Here is a 21,440-nt window from a genome sequence, read left to right on the forward strand (position 1 = left end):
CCTTAGCCGAGCTTGATGGTAGTGGCGTCAACCCATTCCACAGGCGGAATGGGCAGGTTTTCAGGCGCAGGGCCTTTGCGGATACGACCGGCAAGGTCGTAGTGCGAGCCGTGGCAGGGGCAGAACCAGCCGCCAAAGTCGCCAGCGTCGCCCAAAGGTACGCAGCCCAAGTGGGTGCAAACGCCCATCTGTACGATCCAGGCACCGGGCGCTTCGCCTTCGGGCGAAGGCATCACGCGGTTGGCATCGGTTGCCGGCGCATCGGCGCTCAGGTTCAGGTTGCGGGCCAGCGGGTCGGGCAGTGCGTCAACGCCTTCTGCATCCTGTTCCTGCGCTTCCTGAATCTCGGCACCGGTCCGGTGGCGAATGAATACCGGCTTACCCAACCATTTCACGGTCAGCTGCGTGCCCGGCTCAACCCCGCTCACATCCTGACGGATCGAGGACAGAGCCTGAACGTCTGCCGATGGGTTCATTTGGTTGATCAGGGGCCATACGGCTGCACCCGTCGCAACGACACCTGCACCGCCAGCGGCGTAGTAGAGGAAATCTCTGCGGGTGCCTTCGTGGTCTTCTGCGTGGGACACGAGGTTTTCTCCGATTCCAGCGCCCGACGTTTCGGGCAAACATGCGTCAGCACCGCATCAAAGCGGCGTCTCATCGCGGCTATCTATCCGGGAGAAAACGGTTCGTCCAGCGGTCATAGGCGCGCAGTACGCCTCATCTGGGCATTCATGTCACAACGAGGCGGCAATATTTCAAGGTTACACATCTTTCGGGCCATTCAATCCGACCCAAACGGCGGCGGCGGCAGGACGTGATTCGCGCGCGCACTGACGGGCTGTGTGATCTCGGATTAATTGGCGTCGAGTGAAAATCGCGGACATGAGAACCTCAGAATTGCCACAGAATTGCCCCACCGATTTCTACTTTAGCGGGATTTGAGCGTATCTAATTCATTCATTTAAAATAGATATTTTTGAAAGGCCTATTGCGCCTCGTTTCTTGTTGCACCCTTTGCGTGAATGCCCCAAGGGCACCTTCAAGCAATTGCGAAACAGGAGCACCCCATGTCAAAGATATCTGCAACCGCACTGCTGTTCACAGTCGCGACCGCCACTCAGGGTCTTGCTGCGGGCGATCCGGCTAAAGGTGAAAAGCTTTATAACCGCTGCTCATCGTGCCACGCAATTATCAAGGATGGCGAGGTTCTGGTCAAAGGCGGCATCACCGGACCGAATCTCTATGGTGTGGTCGGGCGGGCCGCAGGAACGGAAAACGATTACCTCAATGGCAGTGAACGTCTGCCTGTCGGCATGTTCACGGATGATATGATCCGCGCGGGACAAGAGGGGCTGGTTTGGACTGAAGAAAACATATCGGCCTATTCGAAGGACCCGATAGGTTTTATCAAAGAATACTTGCAGGATGAGACCGCGCGCCCAAATATGTCGGTCAAACTGAAGAAGGGGGCCGATGACATTGCCGCCTATCTGGCGACGTTCTCAGTCCAATAGGGGCAAGCCGCCAAATCCGGGCTGGTCACGCTTTACGCATTAACGCGGCCAGCCAATCCACCTCACTTCCAAACCCGACGTTCTCGATCTGAGCCGCGGCCCCCAGGCGCGCGTTTTCCGGCTTGTTCTGATTCAGTTTCCAGGTGCCCTGTATGTCTTCGATGCGCATGCGGCAGGGCACGATCATCCGCAAAAGCCGTTCCAACGCTTCGGGTGTCATCTTTTGTGGCATCCACGACGGTTTAGGGCTCAGGCGATCTTCAAAAAACTCCGACTGTCGGTCCAGCAGACTATTCAGCGTATCCTGCGGACGAAGCTCAAGCTGCCCGGTCAGGTGAACCGCAACATAGTTCCAGGTCGGGACCTGATCGTCCATCCCGTACCAGTCAGGAGAAACATATGCGTCCGGACCCGGCACGGCGATTCGTGCCGGCAGCGGATGCTTCAGCGCCCGGACGATCGGGTTTGACCGAACCAAATGCAATTCTGCGCTCTGACCGTCCGCGGCCAAAAGATACGGAACGTGGCTGAGTAGTGGCGCCCCGTCCGCGGACACAGCAAGCACACCAAACGCGCGTTTTCGCGCGAATTCTATGTTACGCGCACGGTCCTCGGCCCGAAATGCTGGATTGGGATGCATGACTGTCCTCCTGTCAATCTCTCTTGCAGAACCGTCCGCATCTTGGCAAGTTCGGTGCGTTCTCAGGGCGGGGTGCAATTCCCCACCGGCGGTATGCGGGCAGCGACCCGTAAGCCCGCGAGCGGCCCCGGTCTTCGGGGTGTCAGCAGATCTGGTGAGAAGCCAGAGCCGACGGTGATAGTCCGGATGAAAGAGAACGTGCAGCGCGCCGTTTCGCGGCGTGTCTGCTCGTGATCGCCTTGGGTGACGTGTCTGTTGCGAAAGGAGATCATGATGACACACACCCGCTATGCTTTTATCAAAGCGAACTGGCATTCCGATATCGTTGACCGCGCGCTCGACGGGTTTCTTGAATTGATACCTGCCGAACAGGTCGATGTGTTCGACGTACCCGGCGCTTTCGAGATGCCTCTGCTGGCCCGCGATCTGGCCCAGACTGGGCGATACGGAGCAGTGGTCTGCGCTGCCTTTGTCGTAGATGGCGGTATTTATCGGCACGACTTTGTCGCTCAAGCCGTGGTTGACGGGTTGATGCGTGCAGGTTTGGACACAGGTATCCCGGTGCTGTCGGTCTCACTCACTCCGCACCAGTATCAGGAGACTGATCACCACAACGCGATCTACCGGGAGCATTTCGTTCAGAAGGGTCGCGAAGCAGCGCAGGCCACGCTGAAGATCAATGAGGCGCGGGCGGCTCTTTCCAAAGCAGCCTGATTTCGGGCCTTGGCGTCGCCGCCAGGTGGCGCTACCTGCTTGCCTGGTCTGCAAATCCGCTTGAGGACAAAGGCACTCCCCGCTAATCACGACGTTCAAAGGAGCATGCCCATGTCGATGAACAGTTTTGGCCACCTCTTCCGCGTCACCACCTGGGGCGAGAGCCATGGGCCCGCATTGGGTGCCACAGTCGACGGCTGCCCACCGGGCGTCGAAATTGACGAAGGCATGATCCAGCACTGGCTGGACAAGCGCAAACCGGGGCAGAACAAATTCACCACACAGCGGCGCGAAGCAGATGCTGTGAAAATCATGTCCGGCGTGTTTGAGGGCCAGACCACCGGAACTCCTGTCCAGTTGATGATCGAAAACACCGATCAGCGCTCGAAGGACTACGGCGACATCATGGACAAGTTCCGTCCGGGCCACGCCGATATTACCTACTGGCAGAAATACGGCATCCGCGACTATCGCGGCGGCGGGCGTAGCTCGGCCCGTGAGACCGCGTCGCGCGTGGCCGCAGGAGGGTTGGCCCGCGAGGCGATCAAGCAGATCGCGCCAAACGTACAGATCACGGGATACATGACTCAGATCGGCCCGCACAAGATTGACCGTGGCAATTTTGACTGGTCCCAGATCGAACAGAACCCATTCTGGACGCCAGATGCACAGGCCGCACAGGACTGGGCCACCTATCTGGACGATCTGCGCAAATCCGGAAACTCGGTCGGCGCTGTCGTCGAAGTGGTGGCACGTGGTGTGCCAGCCGGGCTCGGAGCGCCCGTTTATGCCAAGTTAGACACTGATTTGGCCGCCGCCATGATGTCGATCAACGCAGTGAAGGGCGTTGAGATCGGGGAAGGTATGGCCGCCGCCGAACTGACGGGCGAGGCTAACGCGGACGAGATTTTTATGGGTCAAGACGGCCCGCAATACAGCTCCAACCACGCGGGCGGCATTTTGGGCGGCATCTCAACGGGTCAGGACGTTGTTGTACGATTTGCGGTCAAACCAACATCTTCAATCCTGACCACCCGCAAAACGATCACCAAGTCGGGCGAAGAGACCGAGATTATTACCAAGGGTCGCCACGATCCCTGCGTGGGAATTCGCGCAGTGCCTGTCGGCGAAGCGATGATGGCCTGTGTGATCCTTGATCATCTGCTGCTCCACCGTGGACAAATTGGCGAGAACCGTGGCCGGATTGGCTGATCTGCGCACCGTCCTGCGTGTTATCGTTAAGACCCGCATGGCAACGGACCCAGCCCATGACCTGGCCCATCTGGATCGGGTCTGGGTTAACGCGCAGGTCATTTCGGACGACCAGACCGATATGAAAGTGCTGCTTGCCGCATGCTACCTGCACGATCTGGTCAATCTGCCGAAAAACGATCCTAACCGTCATCTGGCCTCTCATCGTTCAGCCGAGGAATCAGAGTCTATTCTTGGGGAAATGGACTTTGATCGACACCAAATCCAGGCCGCGCAACATGCCATAATCGCGCATAGTTTTTCTGCCGGGATTTCTCCTGACACACCAGAGGCGCGCATTTTACGCGATGCCGACCGTTTGGATGCGCTGGGTGCCATCGGTATTGCACGTACGTTTTCGGTTGCTGGCGCATTGGGTCGCGCCCTGTACGACCCGTCCGACCCCTTCGCCGAGCACCGGCGGCTGGACGATCTACAATTCTCGATCGACCACTGGAAGGTCAAACTCCTGAACCTCCCGGATGATATGCTGACGGAGACTGGGAAAAAGATCGCGAAGGACCGAACTGGTCGAATGATCCGGTTTCTCGAGGAATTCGCGGATGAGATCGGCAGCAGCTTGCCGCGAAACTGGATAAACCGCTAAACTAGTTCGCCGGGCGTTGATCTTTGCCCGACAAAAGCGCAGGGTCGCGCCGATGGCAAAATCCTTAACATCGCATCGACCTGTTCTTGCCGTGGCGCTGAAACTCTGCGCCCTGTTTCTGTTCACGGCGATGTCGGCACTGGTCAAAGCGTTGTCAGACGATTTTCCACCAGGTGAGCTGGTATTCTTCCGATCACTGTTTGCGATTCCCGTCATCATTATCTGGCTGATATCGCGCGGAGAATTAGCCCAAGGCTTTGTCGTGAAAAAGCCGATGGGTCATTTCTGGCGCGGAGTTCTGGGTACAACCGCCATGGGCCTGACATTTACCGGCCTCAGCTTGCTGCCGCTGCCCGAAGTAACTGCCATTGGTTATGCCACCCCAATCTTCACCCTGATTCTTGCGGCTATCATGCTGGGTGAGCGTATTCGTATGATCCGCATCGGTGCTGTCGCACTAGGCTTGCTGGGGGTTCTGATCATGATCTGGCCGCGCCTCGGCAGCAGTGAAATGGAATTGGCCGCCACCATCGGAGCGCTGTGCGTTCTCGGCGCGACTATCGCCCGTGCCTTTGTGCAAATCCATATCCGGCAACTGGTACAGGTAGATCACCCCGCAGCCATCGTCTTCTATTTTTCCATGACGGCGACGTTGCTGTCCGGGCTGACCGTATTCTGGGGCTGGACTTTACCGACTTGGGAGCAAACGGTGACTCTGATCGCCATTGGCTTGACCGGAGGTGTTGCACAGATTCTCGTGACCTCGTCTTACAGGTTTGGGCAAGCCTCAATGTTGGCACCCTATGATTACACCAGCATGCTATTTGCCATAATCATTGGTTATGTCTGGTTCGACGAGCTGCCGACAATTGCCATCCTGGCTGGGGCGGCTCTGGTCATCGCGGGCAACGTGGTAGTGATCTGGCGCGAGCATCAGCTTGGGTTGGAGCGCGGCAAGGCTCGGGCGCTCAGCGATCATAAACCATGACTTTACCTTTTACGAACTTCCCCTAGGTTGGGCGCGACAATGAACGAGGTATCCCCATGAGCGACGCGCAGGATCACAAGGAAAAGATGCAAGAGGTGCAGGCCAAGCACCGAAAAAAGGTGTCCGAAGCGGTTGATCCAGGACGCGGATTGGTTCTGATCAATACCGGCAAGGGCAAAGGCAAGTCTTCGGCGGCCTTCGGTGTCGTCATTCGCGCTCTGGGCTGGGGCCAGAAGGTGGCCGTGGTGCAATTCATCAAGGGTAAGTGGAAAACGGGTGAGCGGCGCTTCTTTGAAGATCGCGACCTGGTAACCTGGCATACGATGGGCGAAGGATTTACCTGGGACACACAGGATCGCGAGCGCGACATCGCGGCGGCAACCGCCGCCTTTGCGAAAGCCTGCGATCTGATGAGCAGCGGCGACTATGATCTGGTCGTACTTGACGAGATTAACATCGCGCTGCGGTACGAATACCTCACAGTAGACACTGTTATTGAGGGTCTAAAGACTCGTTCCGACAAGACCAGCGTCTTTTTGACGGGCCGCGACGCGCCGCAGGAACTGCGCGATTACGCCGATCTGGTGACCGAGATGACCGAGGAAAAGCACCCATTCCAGGCCGGAATCAAAGCCCAGCGGGGCGTGGATTTCTGAAAACTGGCATTCGGCGCAGCCCAAAACTGGCTGCGCTATTCTTTTTGTGACCTAGTTTGCTCGGTGCGCATGTTTTCATACACATATCTGACCGAGCCGCGCTGACTGGCCGCGCTGGTTGGCAGCCTGTTCTCTCGCGTGTCGATGTGAGCTTTGGGCGTAGGTTTACGTTGTTCGACATAAGCCGCAAAATCGTCATCACAGCAGCAACCGCAACAGGTTGCCGCCTCGTGCCGAACAATGATTTCACCAAGTGGATCGCTCATTCCTGACCTCTGAAACACTGGTCCATGTCGTTTCCGGGGCGGCGGCAAGTTCTCACCAGTTCATACGCTAAACTCGCAAACCACCCCGAAATTCCGTGCTGGATGTCGAATATCTGGCCTTGGCAATTATCTGATCATTTCTGTCGGAAATATCAAGTGGATACCGCGACATCAGTGATTACTTTTTTCAGGCCAAGGCTTCGTGTTCCGGTGCGCTAAGCGATATGACAACCACGACTGCCGCACCGTTCAGCCAATAATACAGAGCGTCAATGCCAGAGAAGCCAAACAAACTGGGCGCTAGCAAGAACGTGATGCCGACGATCAAATCCACCGCCTGATGAAACTTGTAGGGCAAGACCCGCCAGATCCCCAAGTGGTGATCGGTCAGAACCGTCAACACAAGGGCCGCTACACCAGTGACCACCGACAACCATAAAGCTATCGGGTTGGACTGGCCCAACCCCAAAACAAAGGGCAGGCCCATCAGCGCCAAGGCGACCGGATAGTCAAGGTAAGCATGAACAGAACGGGTAACAAAACGCAGAGACATTTGAACTTCCTTTCCTCAAACAGTGATGAAAGAAAGGTAGGAAAGGCGCATCGAACGTTGCAGCTCAGATCGTTTGATAAATCCTGCAGATCGTTCAAAAACAACGGCGCATCAGTGCATGGCCCTATAGGCCGCCGGAGAAAGGCCCACCTGCTTTTTGAACACGCGCGAAAATGCGGCTTCGGACGCATATCCAACTTCGGCCGCGGCATCCGCCACGTTCCATCGTGCTTCGGTCAATCCGTGGCAGGCGATCTGCATCCGCCAGTCCGTTAAATACTGCATGGGCGTGGTCCCCATTTTCTCAGCGAAAAGCTGGGCAAAGGCCGTGCGCGACATGCCAGCCTCTTTCGCCAGGCTTGCAACACTCCATTCCTGCGCAGGAGCTTGGTGAAAAGCGGTCAGAGCGCGGGAGATACGTGGATCGGCAAAGCCCGCCAACGCGGCGTTGTTCGGACTTTGGCGTTCCAGATAGGCGCGGATAGCCTGGGCAAACAGAACCTCGGACAGTTTCAGCGCGATCAAATCACCGCCGATTCGGGCACCAGCGACTTCGGATCCGATCATGCGCAATGTGGCCTCGACCCATGCGCCGGCTTCCTCGCCATAATTCTCGATCAGAATATAGGGCGGCAACCGATCGATCAGCATATGCCCGGTGCCACGACGACCGGCGGGTCCGGTGAACGAGAAATGTCCGCAAATCAACTGCGTGTCGCGGTCTTCATCGTTGCCACCGTAAACAAGCACTCCATCGCCTTTGTAACCTGCAATTTCAATAACCTGTTCCAATGGAAGTGCGTCCAGCGGCCTAACCTCGTTGCACAACAGAGCGTGCGGTGCCCCGTGAGGAATAAGGACCAAATCACCCTGCCGCAGTCGCAGGGTCTCGCCGGTGGATGAAATGTGAACCTTCAACTCGCCGCGTTGAACAAAGTGGAACCGGGCCACATTTTCGAATTCGGGTACCTGAATGCCGAAGGGCGGAGTGAAGGATGTGCGGAAATAGAACGTCCCGCGCAGTGACAGGCGGGTGAGAATATCGCTGAGAAGGTCCAACATGGCTTCAAGATACGCAGTTTGGCGCCCTCGTCCACGGCTGCGAACGGACTGCACAGAAAATTGCACGCCCTGCAAAAAACCCCCGCCAAAGCGGGGGTTTGTAATATTGGGATGTTACGAACGAACCAGCTTTTCGTAATCTGCCGCGATCTCGCGCGTCAGATCGCCCACCTCGAACGTGTAGTCACCGATCTGACCTACGGGCGTAACCTCGGCCGCCGTGCCGGTCAGCCAGCATTGTTCGAAATCTGCCATTTCCTCGGGCTTGATGCGACGCTCATGCACAGTGATGCCTTTATCTTTCAGCATCTGGATGACTGTCTGACGGGTGATACCGTTCAGAAAGCAATCGGCCAGCGGGGTATGCACCTCGCCATCTTTGACGAAAAAGACGTTGGCGCCGGTCGCCTCTGCCACATATCCCCGCCAATCCATGAACAGCGCGTCCGAACAGCCCTTGGCCTCGGCCTTGTGCTTGGAGATGGTGCAGATCATGTAAAGCCCGGCAGCTTTGGCATGCACCGGGATGGTCTCGGGGCTGGGGCGTTTCCATTCTGCAATGTCCAGTTTGGCGCCTTGCATCTTGGCATCGCCATAATACGCGCCCCAGGGCCAGACAGCGATGGCCATCCGAACCGGGTTCCGGGCCGATGCGACACCCATGTCATCACCCGAACCGCGCCAGACCAGCGCCCGCACGTAAGCATCCTGTAAACCGCTGGCTTTCAGCGCCTCTTCCTTGGCGGCTTCGATTTCGTCCACCGAGTAGGGGATCGGCATGTCCAGCGCCTCGGCCGAAGCGATCAGGCGTACGGAATGTTCCCGGCTTTTGAAGATCTTGCCGTTATAGGCGCGTTCACCTTCGAATACGGACGAGGCATAATGCATCGCATGGGTCAGAATGTGTACGTTGGCCTCACGCCAGGGCACCAACTTGCCATCCAACCAGATGACACCATCACGATCATCATATCCAGCCATGTGAACCCTCCAGAAATGGGATGAATTTCCGATCCTTGCGCAGATACGTTCCGATTTCGCCGAAATAATGCGCAAAATTCGAGTTTCGATACTCCTCCACCCTTGGAATGTCAACAACGCTGACTTAAACTCGGGCGACCTAAACCATGAGGCAATACATGTCTGAAACCCGGTCCGCTCCGGCCTTTGGTGAGAGTTTGCTGTTTCTGACAGATGAGCAGTTGCGGCAGGGAATCGAGGCAATGTTCTTTGCCTATCGCGGTTTTACTGCTGATCCTGATCGCATATTGGCACAGATGGCCTATGGCCGGGCACATCACCGGGCCATCCACTTCATCAACCGCGCTCCGGGAACGACGGTCAACAACCTTCTGGCCATCCTGGGCGTCACGAAACAGTCTCTAAACAGGGTTCTTCGCACCCTGATAGATGATGGCATGGTGGAAAGCCGGGTCGGCACGATCGACAAGCGCGAACGCCACCTGTTCCTGACGGACAAGGGCAAGGCTCTTGAAGCCAAATTGTCGGACGCCCAGCGCGCCCGAATGCGCACCGCATACAAAGATGCCGGACCCGAAGCGGTGGCCGGATTTCGCAAAGTGCTTGAAGCAATGATGGATGCTGATATGCGTCGTGCATATACCAAACTGCGGGATACGACTTCATGAGCGAAATGGACGCCCATCTTCTGATCGTCGACGATGACGAGCGTATTCGTGATCTGCTCAAGAAATTCCTGATGCGCAGCGGGTTTCTGGTGACCTCGGCCCGCGACGCTGCCCATGCGCGGCGCGTATTGTCCGGGCTGGATTTCGATCTAATCGTCATGGATGTGATGATGCCGGGCGAAGATGGCGTCAGCCTGACCCGCGCCCTGCGAGAGACACATACGACGCCCATCCTGTTGCTGACGGCCAAAGGTGAAACCGAGCATCGGATAGCCGGGCTTGAGGCAGGGGCTGACGATTATCTGGCCAAACCGTTTGAGCCCAAAGAACTGTTGTTGCGGATCAACGCAATCTTGCGGCGCATGCCAGAAACACCGGCGCAAGATACGGCCGCGAAAATCTTGCACCTGGGCCCGATCCGCTATGATATCGAGCGCGGCGAGATGTGGCAGGGCGAAGATCCGGTGCGCCTGACAGCCACTGAAAGCCAATTGATGAAGATCTTTTCGACCCAGCCGGGTGAGCCGATCAGCCGCGCCAAACTGGTCGAAGACCTCGGTCGCGACAAGGGTCAGGCGCAAGAGCGTGCAGTGGACGTGCAGATCACGCGACTGCGCCGTAAGATCGAACAAGACCCCAAACAGCCGCGCTATCTGCAGACTGTGCGGGGTGCCGGGTATATGCTGGCACCGGATTGAGCTTACAACCGTACAGCGGTTTTATCATTCAGTGAGGTTTTTCTTGAACCAATGAACAGGGGATTACGATGACGACCGCGCTTTTGACCCATGCCGATTGTCTTGAGCACGTGACCCCGCAAGGGCATCCCGAACGTGTTGCAAGGCTGGAGCATATACTGCATGCGCTGGAGGCGCTGGACCTAAAGCGCGTGACGGCGCCTCTGGCGGCTGACGATGATCTTCTGCGCATTCATCCGGAAAGTCATATCAACGACATTCGTGATGGCAGACCCACTGAAGGTTTCAAACAAATAGACGGCGACACCTTCATGTCCTCGGGTTCGGTCGAAGCTGCCTACCGCGCCGCCGGAGCGGCAGTGCGGGCGGTGGATTTAGTAATGGGGGGCGAAGCCTCCAACGCCTTTTGTGCCATTCGTCCTCCCGGACATCATGCTGAAACCGAAACTGCTATGGGCTTTTGCCTGTTTGGTAATGCCGCGCTCGCGGCAAAACACGCGCTGGATCATCATGGGCTGAGCCGCGTCGCCGTCGTTGATTTCGACGTCCATCACGGCAATGGCACGCAGGACTTGCTGTGGGATGAAAAGCGAGCTTTGGTGATTACCAGCCAGCAGATGCCGCTGTGGCCCGGTTCCGGTCGTCCGGATGAAACCGGCGTTTATGAGACGGTTCTTAATATCCCGTTGGCTCCCAACACAGGCGGGGCCGAGATGCAGGCCGCCTATGAGACCCAAGCCTTTCCGCGTTTGCGCAGCTTCAAACCAGAGCTCATTATTATCTCGGCCGGGTTTGATGCCCACCAGGATGACCCGTTGGCAAATTTGAACTGGTCGACCGGGGATTTTGCCTGGCTTACGGCGGAACTTTGCAAGATCGCTGGTGAGGTTTGCGCAGGCCGTATCGTCTCGACTCTGGAAGGCGGGTATGATCTGAACGCACTGGCCGAGGCGACACGCGCCCATGTGGAAGAACTGATGAAGGCAGGACGATGACCGATACTCCAGTTGAGCAGATGACATTTGAACAGGCGATGAAAGAGCTTGAGGCCGTTGTGGGTCAACTGGAACGTGGCGACGTGGCACTGGACCAGTCTATCGATCTGTACGAGCGCGGCGCGAAATTGAAGAAACGCTGCGAGGAGGAGCTGAAGCGGGCCGAGGAAAAAGTGGCCGCAATCAGTCTGGACGCAGATGGTCAGCCGACCGGGACGACGCCTGTCGAAGGTCAGTAAATGTTTCGCGAAAGACTGGCCCAGGATGCGGCGCGGATTCAGGAGCAGTTTGATCTGGTTCTGGGCGCACTGGACGATTTGGATGTAACCCGAGCGATGGCCTATGCCACTCGGGGCGGCAAGCGGCTACGTGGGTTTCTGGTGCTGGAAAGCGCTCGCCTGCACGGAATTGACGAAGCCCAGGCAATCTGGCCCGCGATCGGGATCGAGGCTTTGCATGCCTATTCGCTGATTCATGACGATCTGCCCTGTATGGATGACGATGACCTTCGACGTGGACGTCCGACAGTACACGTGAAATGGGACCAAGGCACAGCTGTGTTGGCTGGGGATGCTTTGCAAACACTGGCATTTGAAATGTGCGCGCAGCCCGAGACGGGAAATGCGGAAGTTCGCGCGGAATTGGCTCTAACACTCGCTAAAGCAAGCGGTGCGCAGGGAATGGTCCTTGGGCAGGCTTTGGACATAGCAGCGGAAACGGCCGCATCGCCGTTGACCCTGCAGCAAGTCACACAGCTTCAGGCAGGCAAAACCGGAGCGCTGATCGAATGGTCCGCTTGCACCGGAGCGCGTCTGGCACAGGCAGACCCCGAACCTCTACGTAAATATGCGCAAGCGCTTGGCCTTGCCTTTCAAATCGCCGACGACATCTTGGATATCGAAGGCGATGCCGAAAAAGCCGGAAAACGGCTGCAAAAAGATACAGAGGCAGGAAAAGCCACTTTTGTCTCGCTTTTGGGTCTGGATGCGGCCAAAAACCGTGCGGCGGAACTGGTGGATCAGGCCTGCGCAGTGATTGATGTTTATGGGGTGCAGGCTGAAACCTTGAAGGATGCCGCCCGCTTCGTTATTGCCCGGGACAGCTAAGCCGCAAGGAACGCGCTAAAGATGACCTCTGACCGCCCGCATACTCCGCTGCTGGATCTCGTGAACCGTCCTGCGGACCTCAAACAGTTCTCGGACACGCAGTTGCACCAAGTGGCAGGCGAGTTGCGGGCCGAGACGATTTCTGCCGTGTCCGTTACCGGCGGGCATCTCGGCGCGGGATTGGGGGTGGTCGAGCTGACGACGGCGCTGCACGCGGTGTTTGACACCCCGCGCGACAAGATTATTTGGGACGTTGGCCACCAATGCTATCCTCATAAGATCCTGACTGAACGGCGCGACCGAATTCGCACCCTGCGTCAGAAAGAAGGTCTCAGCGGTTTCACCAAGCGCAGCGAAAGCCCCTATGACCCGTTTGGCGCGGCACATAGTTCAACTTCGATCAGCGCGGCGCTGGGCTTTGCCGTCGCCCGTGATCTGGGCGGCGTGACTCCCGAGGGGCTGGGCGACGCGATTGCCGTGATCGGCGACGGGTCGATGTCGGCTGGCATGGCGTTTGAAGCCATGAACAACGCGGGCCATCTGAAAAAGCGGCTGATCGTCATCCTGAACGACAACGAGATGAGCATCGCTCCACCCGTTGGCGCGCTATCGACCTATCTTTCGCGCATTTACGCGGAAGAACCCTTTCACGATCTGAAAGCAGCCGCCAAAGGCGCAGTCTCGCTACTGCCGGAACCGTTTCGCGAGGGCGCCAAACGTGCAAAGGAAATGCTGAAAGGCATGGCCGTTGGCGGAACGTTGTTCGAAGAGTTGGGCTTTTCCTATATCGGCCCGATCGACGGTCACGACATGGATCAGCTGTTGCCGGTTCTGCGCACTGTAAAGGCACGGGCCACGGGTCCGATTCTGATCCACGTGCTAACGAAAAAAGGCAAGGGATACGCCCCGGCGGAACAGGCTCGCGACAGAGGTCACGCGACTGCAAAATTCGACGTGGTGACGGGTGAGCAAAAAAAGACCCCGTCAAACGCGCCCTCCTATACCTCCATATTCGGCAAGGCGCTGGTGGATGAGGCCGCGCGGGATGACAAGATCGTAGCCGTGACCGCAGCGATGCCGGATGGAACTGGTCTGAGCCTGTTTGCGGAACGCTACCCGTCGCGTTGTTTCGATGTGGCAATTGCCGAGCAGCATGGCGTTACGTTTTCGGCTGCACTGGCTGCGGGAGGGATGAAACCCTTCTGTGCAATGTACTCAACATTCTTGCAGCGCGGCTATGATCAGGTCGTGCATGATGTGGCAATCCAGCGCTTGCCCGTTCGTTTTGCCATCGACCGCGCGGGGCTTGTTGGCGCAGATGGCGCAACCCATGCGGGATCTTTCGACATTGCTTTTATGGCAAACCTGCCAGGAATGGTCGTAATGGCCGCTGCAGATGAGGCTGAGCTGGTACATATGGTAGCCACTGCCGCGGCACATGATGAAGGCCCGATCGCTTTCCGCTATCCGCGCGGCGAAGGCGTGGGTGTTGAACTACCCGAATGTGGCGAGGTGTTGGAGATCGGCAAAGGCCGAATGATCCAGTCAGGTGCACGGGTGGCCCTTTTGTCCTTTGGCACGCGATTGGCAGAGGTTCAGAAGGCAGCCGAAGCACTCGCGGCCCGGGGCATCACGCCAACAATCGCAGATGCTCGCTTTGCCAAACCGCTGGACCGCGAACTGATATTGGAACTGGCTGAAAATCACGAGGCGCTGATTACGATCGAAGAGGGTGCCATAGGCGGATTTGGCAGCCATGTTGCGAATCTTCTGGCCGAAGAAGGGATTTTCGACCAAGGGCTGAAATACCGGTCAATGGTGCTGCCCGATACGTTCATTGATCAGGCAAGTCCGGACGATATGTACGCAGTTGCGGGTATGAACGCCGAACAGATCGAGGCCAAGGTGCTTTCGATTCTGGGTGTCGCAACGATTGGCGAAAAACGTGCCTGATATGCGCCTTCCCGGAAAATTTGCATTTTGGAATCAAATTTACGCGATTTTCGTGCGAAGATTGGGGTTTAGATACTTAATAAATGATCTAGGTCAAATTCAGAATCTTCATGCTAGACTATGAGCGTGTGTAAGGGCAGGCATCTGCTGTGTCCGATTCCTCTAGGGTAGCAAGCACGTGAATCAGCTCGCCAACCGACGCGCATTTCTTAGCGGCCGAGTGCTGCGACAAGACAGGCATGCCATCCGGCCGCCTGGCGCGGATGAGCGCGGCTTTTACAACTTGTGTGAGCAGTGCGATCACTGTGTTCGGGCCTGCCCCGAAAACATCATATCCTTTGATGCACAGGGGTGGCCTGTCGTTAAATTTGACAGTGGACCCTGCACGTTCTGTGGCGACTGCGCCCAGGCTTGCCCCACAGGTGCCCTGCAGCCCGCACAGGTTACCAACTGGCCTTGGCGCGCGACCTTTTCTTCGACATGTCTGTCGAAGAACGGAGTCACTTGCCGCGTCTGTCAGGACACCTGCGAGGAAGATGCCATCAGGTTCAGGTTGCAACTTGGCGGACGCTCGGAGCCCACACTTGAAACAGACGCCTGCACCGGATGCGGTGCGTGCGCCGGGGCCTGCCCGGCCGACGCTGTCAGCTTTGCACGCCCTACCACACCCAATCCGGAGGTTGCCGAATGAACATTTGCGGCTGTCTAGTCCATGTTATGCCTGACGCCGCACTGCGCGCTCAGGAAACGATCCAGAGCGTGGACGGTGCCGAAGTCCACGCAACCTCCGAGGATGGCCGCCTGGTTGTCGTCGTGGAAGATACAGCGGATCGACTTGCGTCAGAAACCATCATGGATCTGCACCAGATCCCGGGCGTAATTTCCTTGTCGCTGACCTACCACCATTTCGAAGACCTCGCGGAGAGCCGTCCGCACCTTAACGCTACTCGCAAGATATAAAGCCGGAGACCCATGTCATGACCATCTCTGAATCCCGCCGGACCTTCCTGAAATCCACTGCTGCCGCTGCGACTGCGTCGGCAGCGGGCTTGCCGCTGGCCACAGGCCAGGCGAACGCGCAGGCCGGCTCCCCTGATATTCGCTGGGACAAAGCACCCTGCCGGTTCTGCGGCACCGGTTGTTCGGTGCTTGTCGGCACCAAAGCGGGCCGTGTTGTTGCCACGCAAGGCGACCCGGACGCTCCGGTGAACCGGGGCCTGAACTGCATCAAGGGTTATTTCCTGTCCAAGATCATGTACGGTCAGGACCGCCTGACCACGCCGCTGCTGCGCAAGACAAACGGCGAATATGACAAGAACGGAGAATTCGAGCCCGTCAGCTGGGACGAAGCTTTTGACGTCATGGCCGCCAAATGGAAAGAGGCACTGGCCAAGAAGGGCCCTACCAGCGTCGGCATGTTCGGATCCGGTCAGTGGACAGTCTGGGAAGGCTATGCCGCCGCCAAGATGATGAAGGCCGGGTTCCGATCCAACAATATCGACCCTAACGCGCGGCATTGCATGGCTTCAGCTGTGGTCGGCTTTATCCGTACCTTCGGCATTGACGAGCCGATGGGCTGTTATGACGACCTCGAGCACGCGGATACCTTCGTGCTGTGGGGCTCGAACATGGCCGAGATGCACCCGATCCTGTGGTCGCGCCTGACGGACACGCGCCTGACCAAACCGGGATGCGAAGTGCATGTACTGTCGACCTTCGAACACCGTTCGTTCGAGCTGGCCGACAATGGCATGATTTTTGCACCCCAAACTGACTTGGCGATCCTGAATTACATCGCCAACTACATCATTCAAAATGGCGCGGTGAACGAAGAGTTCGTAAAGAACCACGTCAACATCACCAAGACTGACACCGATATCGGCTATGGCCTGCGCGACGAAAATCAGCTGCAGCAAGAGGCCGAGAACCCGAATTCCGGCAAGCTGGAAACCATCAGCTTTGACGAATATGCCGAAGCAGTCTCGAAATACACTCTGGAATACACAGCGGAACTGTCCGGTGTGCCCGCCGACAAGCTGGAGAAGCTTGCCAAGCAATATGCCGACCCCAACCGCAAAGTGATGAGCCTGTGGACCATGGGCTTTAACCAGCACACCCGCGGATCGTGGGTAAACTCGCTGATGTACAACGTTCACCTGCTGGTGGGTAAGATTTCGGAACCGGGCAACTCGCCCTTCTCGCTGACCGGTCAGCCTTCGGCCTGTGGTACGGCACGTGAAGTTGGCACATTCGCCCACCGTCTGCCCGCCGACATGGTCGTAATGAACGACAAGCACCGCGAGATTTGCGAAACCGCATGGAACGTGCCCGCCGGCACCATTCCGGCAAAGCCCGGTTTCCACGCCGTGCTGCAGAACCGCAAACTTAAGGATGGTGACCTGAACGCCTATTGGGTGCAGTGCAACAACAACATGCAGGCCGCGCCCAACATCAACGAAGAAGGCTATCCCGGTTATCGCAACCCGGAGAACTTTATCGCGGTGTCGGACCCGTATCCCACCGTTACCACCATGTCTGCCGACCTGATCCTGCCCACTGCCATGTGGGTCGAGAAAGAAGGCGCCTATGGTAACGCCGAACGTCGCACCCAGTTCTGGCGCCAACAGGTAAAAGCACCGGGTGAGGCCAAGTCCGACCTGTGGCAGGTGATGGAATTCTCGAAACGCTTCACGGTCGAAGAGGTCTGGGGCGAAGAGCTGCTGGCGACCATGCCCGAACATCGCGGCAAGACCATGTATGACGTGCTCTTTGCTAACGGCAAAGTGGACCAGTACCCTCTTTCGGAAACCCCCGAAGGGTTCGACAACGACGAATCCGAGCATTTCGGCTTCTACGTCCAGAAGGGTCTGTTCGAGGAATATGCCGAATTTGGTCGCGGGCACGCCCACGATCTGGCACCGTTCGAAACCTACCATCAGGCGCGCGGCCTGCGCTGGCCTGTCGTGGATGGCAAGGAAACGCTCTATCGTTTCCGCGAAGGGTATGACCCATATGTGCCAGAAGGCGCCGACGTGGCGTTCTATGGCAAGAAGGACAGCAAGGCGAATATCATCTTTGCCCCCTATGAACCTGCCGCAGAAGAGCCTGATGAAGAATACGATCTGTGGCTCTGCACAGGCCGGGTTCTGGAGCACTGGCACTCGGGCTCAATGACCCGCCGCGTGCCGGAGTTGCACCGCGCCTATCCGACCGCCGTGGTCTACATGCACCCCGAAGACGCCAGAAGTCGCGGCGTTCGCCGCGGGCAGGAGATCGTGTTGTCCACCCGCCGCGGCGAAGTGGTCAGCCGAGTCGAAACCCGGGGTCGGAACAAAGTGCCACGCGGTCTTGTCTTCATGCCATGGTTCGACGAAGGCCAGTTGACCAACAAGCTGACTTTGGATGCAACCTGCCCGCTGTCGAAAGAAACCGACTTCAAAAAATGCGCCTGCAAGGTTGAACGGGCGTAACGGACAGGCAAGGCAAAGGTAAGACCCATGTCTCTTGTCGGCACACCTCTTTCGCCGCAACGACGCCGTTTCCTGCAGGATACGGCGCGCGTGGCGGGCGGCTGCGTAGCAGCCGGGTCATTGCTGGCCTGGCTGGCCCGCGATGCAAGGGCGTTGCCGGCCGAGGCTTTGCGTCCACCAGGTGCCTTGCCTGAAAAGGATTTTCTGTCCGCGTGCATCCGCTGTGGTTTATGCGTGCGGGATTGTCCCTATGACACGTTGAAACTGGCCGAGCTTGGGGTGGATGCCGCAGCCACTGGCACCCCTTACTTCACCGCGCGCGACATTCCCTGTGAGATGTGTGACGACATCCCATGTGTCGCCGCCTGCCCAACAGGTGCACTGGACCCCTCGCTGGACAATATCGATGACGCAAAGATGGGTGTGGCCGTTCTGGTCGATCAGGAGAACTGCCTGAACTTCCTCGGCCTGCGCTGCGATGTTTGCTACCGCGTTTGCCCTGTCATTGACGAAGCAATCACGCTGGAAGTTGCACATAACGCACGTTCAGGCAGTCATGCGGTATTCATCCCGACCGTTCATGCTGATCGCTGCACGGGCTGCGGAATGTGTGAAAAAAGCTGTGTGCTGCCCGACGCCGCCATCAAGGTTCTTCCCAACCGTCTGGCCCGAGGCAGCGCGGCGGATCACTACCTTAAAGGCTGGGAAGAGAAAGAAGCCAAAGGTTCGCCTGTTGTCGAAGGCATCATCGACCTGCCCGATCGCCTGCCGGGTCCGGGTACGGACAATCTGGCGGCCCCCGGCGGATTCGAGCCCACATTCAAGTTACCGGAGGTCACCCAATGACCACCCGGACGCATTTGCCGATAGGGCATGAGGCCATCGAAGCAAAAGGTTGGATCGGCGCCCATCGCTATCTGCTGTTGCGGCGCGCCAGCCAGTTGTTCTTTCTGGCCCTGTTCCTGACTGGCCCGTGGTTTGGGTTCTGGATCGTGCAAGGGACATTGGCCGGGTCGCTGACCCTTGGCGTGTTACCGCTGACCGATCCCTTCGTGTTTCTTCAAAGTCTGGTCGCCGGGCACTGGCCTGAACTGACGGCCGCCATTGGTGCAGCAATCGTGCTGGTTGCCTATGCGCTGATCGGAGGCCGGGTCTATTGCTCCTGGGTTTGCCCTATCAATCCGGTAACGGATGCGGCGCACTGGCTGCATGAGAAGCTGGGATTGCAAAAAGGCTGGCAACCCAAACGCAGCACGCGACTGTGGATCATGGCCACCGTTCTGATCGTTTCGGGCCTGACCGGCGCGATCGTGTGGGAACTGGTCAACCCGATCACCATGCTGCACCGAGGCCTGATCTTCGGTATGGGCTTCGTCTGGGCCATGGTCGGTGCGATTTTCCTATTCGATGTGTTCGTTTCCCGGCACGGCTGGTGCGGACACCTGTGCCCGGTTGGGGCCTTTTACGGACTGGTTGGCACCAAAAGCCTGCTGCGCGTCAGTGCCGCCAATCGAACTGCCTGCGACGATTGCATGGACTGCTATGCGGTCTGTCCGGAAAACCAGGTGATCTCACCGGCTTTGAAGGGCAAACCGGACAGTACTCCGTTGATTCTTTCGCCCGACTGCACCAATTGCGGTCGCTGCATAGACGTCTGCGCCGTAGACGTATTCAAATTCACCCATCGGTTCGACACTCTTCCTGTCGCGCCAACCGAACCAACCGCCGCGCCCGAGCTGGCGCCTCAAGACCTTTTTGAAGGAGTGAGAAGATGAAAAAGTCGATCCTGATGGGCCTTGCCCTGATCCCGCCGCTGCTCCTCGGTGGCCTGGCCTTAGCGCAATCCACCGGCGTTACCACACTGCGTGGCGCCGAGGTTGACGAGCCCGTCATCCTCGATCAGATCCCCCGCACTGTCGAAGGCCGGATGCAGCGCAACTATCGCCAGCAGCCGCCGCTGGTCCCGCACTCGATCGAGCAATATCAGATCGATACGCGCACCAACCAGTGCCTGTCGTGCCACGACTGGACCAAAGCAGGTGAACGCAACGCACCGACACTTTCGATGACCCATTATCTGGATCGGGACGGTGTTGAGCTGGATCATATCGCTGGCACACGGTACTTCTGTAACCAGTGTCACGTCCCGCAGGCTGACGCGCCGCCGCTGGTGGAAAACATCTTTGAACCTTCCTCCGGAAACTGAACTCAGATCTGAAAAGGAGCACGCGACATGGCCGACTCCCAAGAAAAACGTGGACCGATCCGTCGCCTCTGGGACTGGTTCTGGAGCCCTTTAGCCGCCCTGAGCGTCGGTTTTACTCTGCTTGCTGGTTTTCTGGCAGGCATCCTGTTCTGGGGCGGGTTTCACTGGACCCTGGAAATGACCAATACCGAGGAATTCTGCACCTCGTGCCACACGATGGAAACCAATCTGGGCGAATATCGTGAAACCATTCACTACAACAACCACTCAGGTGTGCGTGCAATCTGTTCCGACTGTCACGTGCCGCATGAATGGAACCACAAGATCAAGGCCAAGATCATGGCGGTCAAAGACATCTATCACGAAATGGCCGGCACGATCAGCACGCCCGAGAAATACGAAGCACACCGTCTGAGCATGGCATCGGCCGTCTGGAAAAAGATGAAGGCATCGGACAGCCGTGAGTGCCGCAACTGCCACAACTTCGACTACATGGACTTTACCACTCAAGAAGCCCGTGCTGCGTCCGAGCACCAGCGTGCAATCGATGAGAACATGACTTGTATTGATTGCCATCAGGGGATCGCCCACAGCCTGCCGCCCGGTTATCTGGAGGAATATCAAAACGTAACCGAAGCACTGAATGGGCAGTCTGGCGAAAGACTACAAGAACATGCAGCGGCATCAGGTGACGATATCCGCACATTCCTGAACAACAGCAGTAATTAAGGTGGGGGTTTGATATGCTGGATCTACTCGGAACCATCGGCGGCAACGTCCTGAGCCTGCCCGGGATTCTTGGCCTTGCACTGGGAATGATGACACGCCGGCTATGGCTGGGCGCTGCGATGGGCGGTCTCATGGGAGTGTTTGAGACACTGGTCTTTGCGGGCTGGCAATTCTCCCATGTCGAACTCGTGGAGCTGTTCATTGCCGTTGTCGTTGGCGTCTGTGCGGGAAGCCTCGGCACGGCCATTCGCCGCAAGGGTACAACGGTGTGAGGGCGAGAGTGCTACATGTGGAGCGCAACTGCGGCGGCGCCGGGGCGTTTAGCTCTGGCGACCAACTGCAATAAACCGCTTTACATCCGCCGTACTCGTGCAGACAAA

26 protein-coding genes and 1 riboswitch are annotated in these 21,440 nt (G+C 57.6%); of the genes, 20 read left to right on the plus strand and 6 right to left on the minus strand.

From position 1 onward, the window contains the following. Positions 1–2: 2 nt before the first annotated feature. Entirely contained in the window at positions 3–587 is a 585-nt protein-coding gene (gene petA, locus AC2TDA_RS06305) for a ubiquinol-cytochrome c reductase iron-sulfur subunit (protein WP_480877852.1), read from the minus strand. Between the two features lie 483 nt (positions 588–1,070). Here petA and AC2TDA_RS06310 point away from each other — a divergent pair, with 483 nt between their 5' ends. Continuing rightward, positions 1,071–1,517 carry a c-type cytochrome gene (locus tag AC2TDA_RS06310; RefSeq protein ID WP_480844871.1) on the plus strand — a complete coding sequence of 149 codons (447 nt, stop codon included), beginning with the start codon at positions 1,071–1,073 and terminating at the stop codon, positions 1,515–1,517. A 25-nt stretch (positions 1,518–1,542) separates the two neighbouring features. On the opposite strand, the gene AC2TDA_RS06315 is transcribed toward AC2TDA_RS06310, so the two are convergent. Further along, on the minus strand, positions 1,543–2,157 hold the full coding sequence (locus AC2TDA_RS06315) for an FMN-binding negative transcriptional regulator (protein ID WP_480877850.1): 615 nt from the start codon (positions 2,155–2,157) through the stop codon (positions 1,543–1,545). A 54-nt stretch (positions 2,158–2,211) separates the two neighbouring features. Continuing rightward, a riboswitch (FMN riboswitch) is annotated at positions 2,212–2,359 on the plus strand. A 71-nt stretch (positions 2,360–2,430) separates the two neighbouring features. Between AC2TDA_RS06315 and AC2TDA_RS06320 the strand changes: the two genes are divergently transcribed. The 5 genes from AC2TDA_RS06320 to cobO all read left to right on the plus strand — a co-directional run bounded on the left by AC2TDA_RS06320 (position 2,431) and on the right by cobO (position 6,373). After that, positions 2,431–2,871, plus strand: coding sequence for a 6,7-dimethyl-8-ribityllumazine synthase (locus AC2TDA_RS06320; RefSeq protein ID WP_480844873.1), 441 nt, complete (start codon positions 2,431–2,433; stop codon positions 2,869–2,871). Positions 2,872–2,982: 111 nt separating this feature from the next. After that, positions 2,983–4,083, plus strand: coding sequence for a chorismate synthase (aroC, locus tag AC2TDA_RS06325; protein ID WP_480877848.1), 1,101 nt, complete (start codon positions 2,983–2,985; stop codon positions 4,081–4,083). Beyond that, positions 4,067–4,729, plus strand: coding sequence for an HD domain-containing protein (locus AC2TDA_RS06330; RefSeq protein ID WP_480877847.1), 663 nt, complete (start codon positions 4,067–4,069; stop codon positions 4,727–4,729). Before aroC ends, AC2TDA_RS06330 begins: the two co-directional genes overlap by 17 nt. 52 nt (positions 4,730–4,781) lie before the next feature. Next, positions 4,782–5,717 (plus strand): DMT family transporter, encoded by a 936-nt coding sequence (locus AC2TDA_RS06335; protein ID WP_480877845.1) that lies wholly within the window; start codon positions 4,782–4,784, stop codon positions 5,715–5,717. 56 nt (positions 5,718–5,773) lie between these two features. After that, the gene (cobO, locus tag AC2TDA_RS06340; protein ID WP_480844878.1) at positions 5,774–6,373 is read left to right on the plus strand and encodes a cob(I)yrinic acid a,c-diamide adenosyltransferase; all 600 of its coding nucleotides are present in this window, start codon (positions 5,774–5,776) and stop codon (positions 6,371–6,373) included. 35 nt (positions 6,374–6,408) lie between these two features. Here cobO and AC2TDA_RS06345 read toward each other — a convergent pair whose 3' ends face one another. The 4 genes from AC2TDA_RS06345 to AC2TDA_RS06360 all read right to left on the minus strand — a co-directional run bounded on the left by AC2TDA_RS06345 (position 6,409) and on the right by AC2TDA_RS06360 (position 9,235). Beyond that, on the minus strand, positions 6,409–6,639 hold the full coding sequence (locus tag AC2TDA_RS06345) for a hypothetical protein (protein ID WP_480877843.1): 231 nt from the start codon (positions 6,637–6,639) through the stop codon (positions 6,409–6,411). A 187-nt stretch (positions 6,640–6,826) separates the two neighbouring features. After that, positions 6,827–7,192 (minus strand): SPW repeat domain-containing protein, encoded by a 366-nt coding sequence (locus AC2TDA_RS06350; RefSeq protein ID WP_480844881.1) that lies wholly within the window; start codon positions 7,190–7,192, stop codon positions 6,827–6,829. Between the two features lie 111 nt (positions 7,193–7,303). Continuing rightward, positions 7,304–8,254 carry an AraC family transcriptional regulator gene (locus AC2TDA_RS06355; RefSeq protein WP_480877841.1) on the minus strand — a complete coding sequence of 317 codons (951 nt, stop codon included), beginning with the start codon at positions 8,252–8,254 and terminating at the stop codon, positions 7,304–7,306. 114 nt (positions 8,255–8,368) lie between these two features. Further along, positions 8,369–9,235 (minus strand): branched-chain amino acid aminotransferase, encoded by an 867-nt coding sequence (locus AC2TDA_RS06360; protein ID WP_480844884.1) that lies wholly within the window; start codon positions 9,233–9,235, stop codon positions 8,369–8,371. 158 nt (positions 9,236–9,393) lie between these two features. Here AC2TDA_RS06360 and AC2TDA_RS06365 point away from each other — a divergent pair, with 158 nt between their 5' ends. The 14 genes from AC2TDA_RS06365 (at position 9,394) to AC2TDA_RS06430 (ending at position 21,332) form a co-directional block, all read left to right on the plus strand. Beyond that, the gene (locus tag AC2TDA_RS06365) at positions 9,394–9,903 is read left to right on the plus strand and encodes a MarR family winged helix-turn-helix transcriptional regulator (protein ID WP_480844886.1); all 510 of its coding nucleotides are present in this window, start codon (positions 9,394–9,396) and stop codon (positions 9,901–9,903) included. Further along, positions 9,900–10,601, plus strand: a complete 702-nt coding sequence (locus AC2TDA_RS06370) for a response regulator (RefSeq protein ID WP_480844888.1) — start codon at positions 9,900–9,902, stop codon at positions 10,599–10,601. The genes AC2TDA_RS06365 and AC2TDA_RS06370 overlap by 4 nt, the downstream gene beginning before the upstream one ends. A 68-nt stretch (positions 10,602–10,669) precedes the next feature. Continuing rightward, a complete protein-coding gene (locus AC2TDA_RS06375; protein ID WP_480877839.1) occupies positions 10,670–11,596 on the plus strand; it encodes a histone deacetylase family protein in 927 nt (308 codons plus the stop codon). Further along, positions 11,593–11,835, plus strand: coding sequence for an exodeoxyribonuclease VII small subunit (locus AC2TDA_RS06380; protein ID WP_480844890.1), 243 nt, complete (start codon positions 11,593–11,595; stop codon positions 11,833–11,835). The genes AC2TDA_RS06375 and AC2TDA_RS06380 overlap by 4 nt, the downstream gene beginning before the upstream one ends. Then, positions 11,836–12,702: a polyprenyl synthetase family protein gene (locus tag AC2TDA_RS06385; protein ID WP_480877837.1), complete on the plus strand. Its 867-nt coding sequence runs from the start codon at positions 11,836–11,838 to the stop codon at positions 12,700–12,702. Positions 12,703–12,723: 21 nt separating this feature from the next. Continuing rightward, the gene (gene dxs / locus AC2TDA_RS06390; protein ID WP_480877835.1) at positions 12,724–14,655 is read left to right on the plus strand and encodes a 1-deoxy-D-xylulose-5-phosphate synthase; all 1,932 of its coding nucleotides are present in this window, start codon (positions 12,724–12,726) and stop codon (positions 14,653–14,655) included. A gap of 220 nt (positions 14,656–14,875) precedes the next feature. Then, complete coding sequence (napF, locus tag AC2TDA_RS06395) at positions 14,876–15,346, plus strand: ferredoxin-type protein NapF (protein WP_480845476.1); 471 nt, start codon at positions 14,876–14,878, stop codon at positions 15,344–15,346. Next, positions 15,343–15,615: a chaperone NapD gene (locus AC2TDA_RS06400; RefSeq protein WP_480877831.1), complete on the plus strand. Its 273-nt coding sequence runs from the start codon at positions 15,343–15,345 to the stop codon at positions 15,613–15,615. Before napF ends, AC2TDA_RS06400 begins: the two co-directional genes overlap by 4 nt. 17 nt (positions 15,616–15,632) lie before the next feature. Next, a complete protein-coding gene (gene napA / locus AC2TDA_RS06405) occupies positions 15,633–18,125 on the plus strand; it encodes a nitrate reductase catalytic subunit NapA (RefSeq protein WP_480844894.1) in 2,493 nt (830 codons plus the stop codon). A gap of 27 nt (positions 18,126–18,152) precedes the next feature. Next, positions 18,153–18,971, plus strand: coding sequence for a ferredoxin-type protein NapG (gene napG / locus AC2TDA_RS06410; protein WP_480844896.1), 819 nt, complete (start codon positions 18,153–18,155; stop codon positions 18,969–18,971). Then, positions 18,968–19,900 carry a quinol dehydrogenase ferredoxin subunit NapH gene (napH, locus tag AC2TDA_RS06415; RefSeq protein ID WP_480877829.1) on the plus strand — a complete coding sequence of 311 codons (933 nt, stop codon included), beginning with the start codon at positions 18,968–18,970 and terminating at the stop codon, positions 19,898–19,900. The genes napG and napH overlap by 4 nt, the downstream gene beginning before the upstream one ends. Continuing rightward, entirely contained in the window at positions 19,897–20,331 is a 435-nt protein-coding gene (locus tag AC2TDA_RS06420; protein ID WP_480844899.1) for a nitrate reductase cytochrome c-type subunit, read from the plus strand. The genes napH and AC2TDA_RS06420 overlap by 4 nt, the downstream gene beginning before the upstream one ends. Positions 20,332–20,358: 27 nt before the next feature. Next, positions 20,359–21,060, plus strand: coding sequence for a NapC/NirT family cytochrome c (locus tag AC2TDA_RS06425; RefSeq protein WP_480844900.1), 702 nt, complete (start codon positions 20,359–20,361; stop codon positions 21,058–21,060). Between the two features lie 14 nt (positions 21,061–21,074). Beyond that, positions 21,075–21,332: a hypothetical protein gene (locus AC2TDA_RS06430; RefSeq protein ID WP_480844901.1), complete on the plus strand. Its 258-nt coding sequence runs from the start codon at positions 21,075–21,077 to the stop codon at positions 21,330–21,332. Positions 21,333–21,440 lie beyond the last annotated feature (108 nt).

Source organism: Ruegeria sp. HKCCD6426, assembly GCF_057221115.1.